The sequence below is a fragment of the Nocardiopsis nanhaiensis genome, assembly GCF_054778635.1.
The window spans coordinates 1-8,041 of the sequence record NZ_BAAGZJ010000142.1 but is presented as its reverse complement, the minus strand read 5'-3'; the positions used below and the strand labels follow the sequence as shown (position 1 = coordinate 8,041).

Annotated in this window: 5 protein-coding genes; 1 reads left to right on the top strand and 4 read right to left on the bottom strand. The window is 71.0% G+C overall.

Translation table 11 applies throughout. The features are described from left to right. The 4 genes from ACYVD1_RS33960 to ACYVD1_RS33945 all read right to left on the bottom strand — a co-directional run. The coding region (locus tag ACYVD1_RS33960; protein ID WP_460778583.1) for a DUF2510 domain-containing protein at positions 1-1,778 on the bottom strand (1,778 nt) is incomplete at its 3' end. 99 nt (positions 1,779-1,877) lie between these two features. Further along, positions 1,878-2,528: a hypothetical protein gene (locus tag ACYVD1_RS33955; RefSeq protein ID WP_460778582.1), complete on the bottom strand. Its 651-nt coding sequence runs from the start codon at positions 2,526-2,528 to the stop codon at positions 1,878-1,880. A 271-nt stretch (positions 2,529-2,799) separates the two neighbouring features. Continuing rightward, positions 2,800-4,557, bottom strand: coding sequence for a substrate-binding and VWA domain-containing protein (locus tag ACYVD1_RS33950; protein ID WP_460778581.1), 1,758 nt, complete (start codon positions 4,555-4,557; stop codon positions 2,800-2,802). A gap of 463 nt (positions 4,558-5,020) precedes the next feature. Continuing rightward, complete coding sequence (locus ACYVD1_RS33945) at positions 5,021-6,754, bottom strand: substrate-binding domain-containing protein (protein ID WP_460778580.1); 1,734 nt, start codon at positions 6,752-6,754, stop codon at positions 5,021-5,023. Between the two features lie 458 nt (positions 6,755-7,212). Here ACYVD1_RS33945 and ACYVD1_RS33940 point away from each other — a divergent pair, with 458 nt between their 5' ends. Then, positions 7,213-7,884: a hypothetical protein gene (locus tag ACYVD1_RS33940; protein ID WP_460778579.1), complete on the top strand. Its 672-nt coding sequence runs from the start codon at positions 7,213-7,215 to the stop codon at positions 7,882-7,884. The last annotated feature ends 157 nt before the right edge of the window (positions 7,885-8,041 follow it).

Genomic DNA, 8,041 nt, shown 5'->3' with positions numbered 1-8,041 from the left:
GGCGGTTGGCCGGGGCGCGGGCCGGGGCCGCCGGGCGGCTGGCCGTACTGCTGCTGCGGGGCACCGTGGGGCGGCCCCTGGGGAGGCATCGGGGGACGCCCGCCCATCTGCGGCGGCGGGAAGCCGCCGGGCGGCGGGCCGTACTGCTGCTGGGGCGGCTGACCGGGCTGTTGACCGGGCGGCGGGTACCCCTGCTGCTGGTAACCGGCCGGGGGCTGGTTCGGTCCCGAGGGCGGTCGCTGCGGACCGGACGGAGGCTGCTGGCCTGCCAGCGGCTGCTGACCGGGGAAGCCGCCCTGCTGCGGGCCGCCGGGAGGGCCAGCCGGGGGAGCACCCTGCGGGTCCTCGTGGCCGTAGCCCTGCTGCGGGCCCGAGGAGGGCTGGTTCGGGCCGGGCTGCGGCTGGCCCGGGTTCTGCGGGGTCCAACCGGCGGGCGGGGCGCCGGCCGACTGCGGATTGTCGGCGTGCGGATGCTCCCCGGGAGCCCCAGGGGTTCCGGACGCGGCGGCCGGCGGGGCGGGCGCGTTCTTCTGCGCCTCCTCGACGCGCTTGCGCTCCTCCTCGGCCCGCTTCTCTGCCTCGGCCTCCCTGCGGGACCGCTCCTCCTCGCGCTTCTTCGCGGCCTCTTCCTCGGCCTGGCGGCGCTGTTCCTTGCGCTCCTCGGAGAGGTCGGCCCAGCCTTCCTTCAGGCTGCCGAGGAACTTGTTGAACTTGCCGCCCCTCTTGCTCTCGTCATCATCCGCACCACCCGAGAACACCGGGTCGTTGGGGTCGAAGATCGCGGTGCCGCCGGGGGCCTGGTCGGCGCCGGAAGCCGGGCCGCTGCCGGAAGCCTGGTCGTCACCGGGGTTGAACACCGCTGTGCGGGGAGCGTCGCCGACCGCGTCGGGCTCGAAGACGGCGGTACCGGGGGTGTCCCCGATGGCGTTGGGATCGAAGACGGCCGTGCGGGGGGTGTCGCCGATGTTGTCGCCGCTGAGGTCGGCAGTGGGCAGCTCATCGTCACCCTGGTCGGTGCCGGGGGCGGAGTCGCCCGAACCGGGCAGGTCGGCGTCGCCCACCCGCATGGTCGCGCCGATGTCGGCGAGGTCCGCGGTCGGTTCCTCGTCCTCGGAGTCCGGGCCCTGGCCAGCGCCGGGCCCTTGAGCCTGCTGACCCTGTACCGGACCCTGCTGGCCCTGTCCCTGGCTCCAGGAGGGGCTGATGCGCATGGTGCTGGGCTCGTCGTCGACGGGCGCGGCCGGTGTCTCCGGGGCGGCAGGGGGTGCGGGCGGGGCATCGGGCCTGGGCGCCTGCTGGCCCGCGGACGGGCTGATGCGCATGGTGCTGGGCTCGTCGTCGCCCGCGGCAGGGGTGGGGGAGGAGGGCGAAGCTTGCTGCGGAGAGGAGTCCTGGCCCCAGGAGGGGCTGATGCGCATGGTGCTGGGCTCGTCGTCGGCGGGAGCCGCCGGGGGTTCGGGCGCGGGGTCGGGGTTCGACGCCTGCTGTGCCCAGGAGGGGTCGATGCGCATGGTGCTGGGCTCGTCGTCCACCGGCGCCGGGACGGGCCCCGAGCCGCCCAGTCGGACCGTGCCCTCCTCGTCGTCGGAGGGGGTTTCGCCCCTGTCCTGGCCGCCCAGATAGGTGGTGGCGGGCTCCTCGTCGGACCCCTCGGCGGCGCCCTGGAGTTCGCTCAGTGAACGGGTATGCCGCGTCCACTCGTCACCGTTCCACCATCTGAGCGTCTGCGCGTCGCCCTGCGGGTCCGCGTACCAACCCGGCTCGATAGATCCACCCATGGCGGACAGACTAAGGGGTTTGGGAGCTGTACTTAACCAGTGGTATCCGATTCTCCACGATGGTGCGGAATTGGTAGGTTCATCCCTCCCAATACGTGCTCACGTGATGACGGACGGTTGTGGTTTCGGCTGCTCCGAGACGGCCCGAGGCAGGGCATCCAACGGCACCGCCGCCCGCCTCCCCGCGGACAGGACGTGCTCCGGATCCACCCGGCCAGGAGCGGTCGAGAGCGACCCCGGAACCTGGTCGTGCCCGAAGTGCCCGCCGCGGGACCACGCCCGGGCGGTCTCCTCCGCCCCCGGCGGCCGGTCGCTCCGCAGACCGGGCTGTCCGCAGGGCCACCTCCTCGGCACTCCCCAGGACTCCAGCCACTCCAGGACCGGATTCAGCCCGGTCAGCGGACCGTCGGTGAACGGTTCCGCCTCCGTCGCGACCACCGCCACCACGAGGCACACCCGCCCCTCGTCGCCGTGGTCCAGGTACTGCCCGCGCACCGAGGTGTTGCCCAGAGCGATCCCGCTCCTGCGCGTGGCGGCCAGGATCTGCGCCACCTCACCGGTCAGCGGGTTCCAGACCAGGTGCGCGGTCCTGCCCTCGTGGACCAGCCGACGCGCCTCCCTGGTGGCCGACCACTCGTGCGGATCCGCTCCGGTCACCGTCCAGACCGCGCGCGGGGCGCCCACACCGGCGGCGGTTCTGGTGCCTCCTCCGTCGACCCTCTCGGCTCCGGGCATCCACGCCTTCGCCATGGCACTCCCCAATCCGGTCGCACCGGTTAGCAAGCCTGCGGATCCGGGGCGGAAAGCACGGCAGGGGCCCGGATCCCGGTCCTTCCCGTGGTACGCCACCCCTGGAGAGAAGTCCATAGCCCGTGGGCCGGTGGATAGGTTCATGTCACCTTCTGTTCCACCCGAACCAGCGGGGCTGGCCGTGCGGCCGCTCCAGGGGCCCGCTGGCCCGAGGGAGTCCCCCGGACCCGCGCTCCGTCTGCGTCCCTGCGCTGGTTCCCTTCTCCCCCAGCTACTCGTCGTCGTCCTCCGCGATGCGCAGGGAGAAGGCCTGCAGGAAGATGTCACCGATCTCGCTCGGGTCCTCGGTCATGTACGCGGCGCCGCCGGTGGCCGCCGCGATCTCCTGGAGCGGCTCCAGGTGCTGCACCTCCGGGCCGAAGGCGATCGTGATGACCGGGATGGGCCGGGACGGGTTGGCGAGCGAATCGAGCTCGTCCATCAGTTCGTCCAGCTCCATGCCGCCCGGGTTGTCGTTGTCCCCGTCGGTGAGCATCAGGACCACGTTGGTCCGGTCGGGCTGGTAGTTGCGGGACATCTCCTCGTAGGCGGCCAGGTACGTCTCGTACAGGGCCGTGTCGCCCGTCGGCAGCGGTTCCATCTCCGAGAGCGCCGAACCGATGACGTCGCGGTGCTCGTTGCCTGCTTCGTTGGTGGCCTGCAACTCTCGCATCGGGACGACCTCTTGGTGGTGCATGTCGTCGTTGACGTTGGTCGAGAACTCCCACAGGCCCAGCTCGGAGGTGTCGGAGAACATCTCCAGTCCCTCAGCGGAGGCCGCCCCTGCCACCTCCATGCGGGTCAGCCCGGTGCCGGGCACCTCGGCCAGCATCGACCCGGAGATGTCCATGATCGTCAGCACCCTGGAGTCCATCTTCAGCTGGTTCCAGGAACGGGTCAGGTCGGCGATCGAGCTCTCCGAGGGCGCGGGGAGCTCTGCCGGCTCGCCGCCATGGAAACCGGCCTCCTCGGCCAGCACGTTGTCGTTGAGCTCTCCCTCAGGGCCGCGGAAGCCCTCGTCGAGAAAGCGGTCGGCGGCCTCGGCGGAGCGCACCTCGCTGCGGAACACCTCGGCCGCGCGGGTGACCTCGGTGTCCTCGCTGCGCACGATGTACGGGTAGTCGAGGAAGTAGGTGCCGTCGTCCAGGTAGCTGGGCTGGGCGGCCGCCTCGGAGTGTTCCGTGTTGTAGCGCCACACGGCCTGCTCGGACATCACCATCACGGGAGGCGACTCGGCGCTGCCGCCGCTCAGCGCCAGGAACGCGGCGTCCTCGTCTGCGGAGGCGCCCTGGTGCAGGGTCTGGAGCGCGGCGGTCATGTGCGCGTTGAAGGTGTCGGCGTCGGGCGTCGACTCCTCCAGGGCGCCCTGGAGCAGGTAGAGGGTGCCGAGGCCGCTCGAACTGCGGGCCGGGTCCACCACGCGGACCGTGCGGTCCGACTCCTCACCGGGCGCGCCGGTGGGGACCACGTCCATCCAGGTGGTCTCACCTTCGTCGACCTCTGCGTGCTCGGCGAGTTCGGCGAGCACCAGGGGGCTGCGGGCCAGCGACGTACCGGTCTCGGTGATGACGGCCTCGCCGGCCTGGTTCTGGACCAGGCGCGGCCACACGGAGGAGTCCGGGATCCACACGTCGGACTCGGTGTCGCCCATGGTGGCGCCCGAGCCGGTGATGCCGTAGGCGACGTTGGCGGAGTCGACCTGGCGCACGTCGGCGCGCACGCAGCTGCCGTCGACCTCGTGTTCCTCGGCGTTGAAATCGCTGGCGACGTCGGTGAGCGCGGGACCCATCTCGGGGCTGACCGCGATGTCCAGTTCGATGTCGGAACCGCCGCAGCCGTCGGTCTGACCGAACATGTACACGCCCGCAACGGCGAGTCCGACCACGATCACCATCGCGGCGGCCAGGGCAGCTATGGCTCCGCCGCGACCACGGCGGCGTCTGCTCCGGCCGGAGGGTTCTTCTGCGTATTTTCCGCGGTGACGTCCCACAGCTTTCCTCACGGGGTGGTGTACGGACGAAGTGTCGTACAGGGGGATGAGTTGGTACAGGGGTGTGCGGTACGGGCCGTGCCGTACGTACCGGTGCGACTCCGATGTGAGCCGACCGCGCGCGTGTTACTGGTGGGAACGGTACTCAACACCCCAAGCTTCGTGAATGGGACCCGGGCCGGAGGGGTGCGGGCAGCACTCGGGAGGGTGCGGCCGGCTCCGTCGCGGAGTACCGGTCACCTTGGGATATTCGGCCAGTCCCGGGCGGGGGAGGGTCGCGGAACCGGTCGGTCCGAAATGCCATTCCGATGCCGAATCGAGACCGTTCGGATCCGAACAGTGTTTGGTTTTTACTTGGGAGGGGCTGCCGGTCCAGCCCGGCGGCGGCGCCCCCACGCCGGAGTCAGCGGCCCCGCGCGAACATCAGCGGTTCCGCGGAAGCACCAGCAGCCCCTCGCGGGCATCAGTTGTCGCAGTTGGGCACGCACAGGCGGCGCGAGATCGAACTGAGGAAGAAGTCCCCGATCTCCTCCGGGTCCTCGGCCACGAAGGACGAACCGCTGGTGGCCGCCGCGATCTGGTTCAGCTCGATCTCGTCCGCCTCGTTGCCGAACCCGATGATGAACATGGTGACCGGGCGCTCGGGGTCGAACCGGTCCTGCAGAGCCGCGACCAGCTCCTCGTGGGAGATGTCGCTGGACCCCTCGTCCTGGCCCGCGGTCAGCAGGATGACGCTGTTGATCTTGTCCTCGTCGAACTCGTCCTGGACCTCGTCGTAGGCGGCCAGGATGTTGTCGTACAGCCGGGACTCGCCGCCTTCGACCTCCAGTCCCTCGGCCACCTCGACCAGCGACTGGCGGCGGGTGACCTCGCTGTCGTCCGCGGCGCCCAGCGGGTGCATGGCCGCGGCCGGGTCGCGGCCGTCCTCCCCGTGCTCCTCCGACATCAGCCACAGGCCCATTTCGGTCTCGTCCGGGAACATCGACAGGCCCAGCATGGCGGCTTCCCTGGCGACCTCGATCCGGTCCGGGCCCCCGTTGAGGTCCAGTGACATGTTGGCCGACGTGTCGGCCAGCACCAGGGTGCGGCTGGCCATCGACAGCCGGTTCCAGTCGGTGACCGAGGACAGCAGGGCGTCGCCGGTCAGGTCGTCGTGGGTGTTGGGGGGATCGGCGATGATCCCGGCCTGGGCGGCCAGCGCCGACGACGCCTCCCCGTCGGGGTCGCGGAAGCCCAGTTCGCGCAGGCGCTCCCGGTAGGCGTCTCCGTTGACCACCTCGTACAGGTCGGCCGCGGCCGACTGGAGGGCGGCGTCCTCGGCGGTAGTCACGTACGGGTAGTCGAGGTCGACCGTGCCCTCCTCGACGTAGTGCGCCTGGAGCTCGGGCGCCGCCTCGGCCCGGTTGCCGTTGTAGTCCACCACGGCCTGCTCCGGGACGGCGATGACCGGGTCCGCCTGGCCCTCCGCGGCGGCCGAACCGGTGAAGACGTTGGTCAGGTCGATCTCGCCGAACGCGCTGTCCATCTGCACGTCGCGGACGAAGTCGGTCATGGCGGTGTCCGCGTCGTCGCCGGTACCCAGGTGGTCCCGGATCGCGTGCATCACCGTCATGCCGTCGGCCCCGCGGTTGGGGTCGACCATCACCACGGGGCGGTCGGGGTCGCGTTCGTCGGGAAGGAGCATGGGCCACTCGGCCCCGTCCTGGTCGGGCATCCCCTCCGTGTCCGGCGGCGCGGCGAGCACGACCGGGGAGCTCGCGAGGGAGGGCGGGTCGGTCTCGATTTCGTGCGCGCCGCCGTCGGAGACCCGGGCCAGCTCCACCCAGGCGGAGGACTCGGGCACCCACACGTGCGGGGCGATGGTGGAGTCGCCGGGCTGGCCGCCGGTCAGAGCGGTCATGATCCGGTGCGGCGCGATCTCGTCGACCTGGGCGTACACGCACTCTCCGCCGTAACTGGGGCGGTCCTCGTTGAACTCGGTCGCGGCCTCGCGCATCACGGGCGCGACGCTCTGCGTGGTGGACACGCGCAGATAGCGGGTGTCGCCGCAACCGAGGGCGTTCAGACCGGCCGGGACGGCGATCGCGGTCACGGCGATGAGAGCCACGACGATCGCGGTGATCCCCAGCGGCGACCGCACCACCTTGCGGGTGCTGGTGACGGCTGGGGAGGGAAGACGGTGGCGTCCAGTGGACACGGACTACTCCGGGGGTGTGACTGTCTCCGGCCCCCGGGTGCGGGGTCCCCGGGGGCCGGTCTTCAAGGGCGGCCGCGGGGTGCGGCGCCCTGCCCCCGCGGCGGGAAGTCTGTGAACCATCACGCGACGGATGGCGTCACACAAGGTGAATGTGATCGACCAGCCGTGAGACGCGAACGATTCCTCAACAGGACCTTACTCGTTGGTAATGGGCGAGTGGAAGAGGAGGGGTGCTCTGGCTCACAGGGTGATACGCGGAGTGGCTCACGGGTGATCTGCCGGGGGTCCGGTGATCGCTTTGTTACGGTGCACGTCGAGTACCACCATTCGCCCCCGCTACCATTGGCCCCCGGTATTCGCTTGACCGTTACTTGGCTTCCGCTTGGCGGAAGCCCTACGACTCACGGGCCCCGCGCCGTGGCCGCCCCCGTGACCAACCGAGCCCCGAGGGTTTTGGCATGTCCCATTCGCACAGTGACCGACGGAGCCGAAGCAGCCTCGGCACCGTGCTGCTCGCCGGCGCCTGCTGCGCCGGCGCGGTGGCCTATGCCTCCCTGGTCGGTCCGTCGATGCTGCCGGCGCCGGACGTGGAGACCACCACCGCCGTTACCCCCGAGGTGATCGGAAGCTCCGCCGAAGAGCCCGAGGAGGCCGACGAGCGCGGCCCGATCGGCTTTCTGCGCATCCATGTGAGCGACCGGGACCGTGCCTGGGTGCAGACCCTGAACTGCAGCGGCGACCTGTCCGAAGACCCCGACGCCTGCGCCCTGATGGCCGAGGCGGCGGAGGAGTTCGCCGGGGACCCGACCAACAGCGACCCCGAAGAGACGGACGAGGAGGCCGAGCAGGGGGAGGCAGAAGGGGCCGACGAGACTGCCGGAACCGAAGAGGCCGGGGAGAGCGACGGGGCCAACGGGTCCGACAGCGCCGACGGGACCGAGGAGTCCGAACCCCTGTTCGCCGAGGTGCGCGAGGGCACGGTCTGCACGGACAAGGTGTACGGCCCCCAGGAGGCCGCGATCGAGGGCAGCTGGGAAGGCGAGGAAGTCGACACCACGCTCTCCCGCCAGGGCTCCTGCGAAGAGGCCCGCTGGCAGCGCCTGAGCGCCCTCACCGAACAGCTCAGCTGACCGTTCCCTAGGGCATGTGCGGCGGGCACGTACCCTGCTGCGTGTCGCCCCAGCGGCACTGTCACTGCGCATCTCTCAGTCGACAGCCGAACCCGGGCGGGCCCCCGCTGTGCGATGCTGCCGAGCTTGCGAGGCAGCGCACAGCAGGGGAACTCCT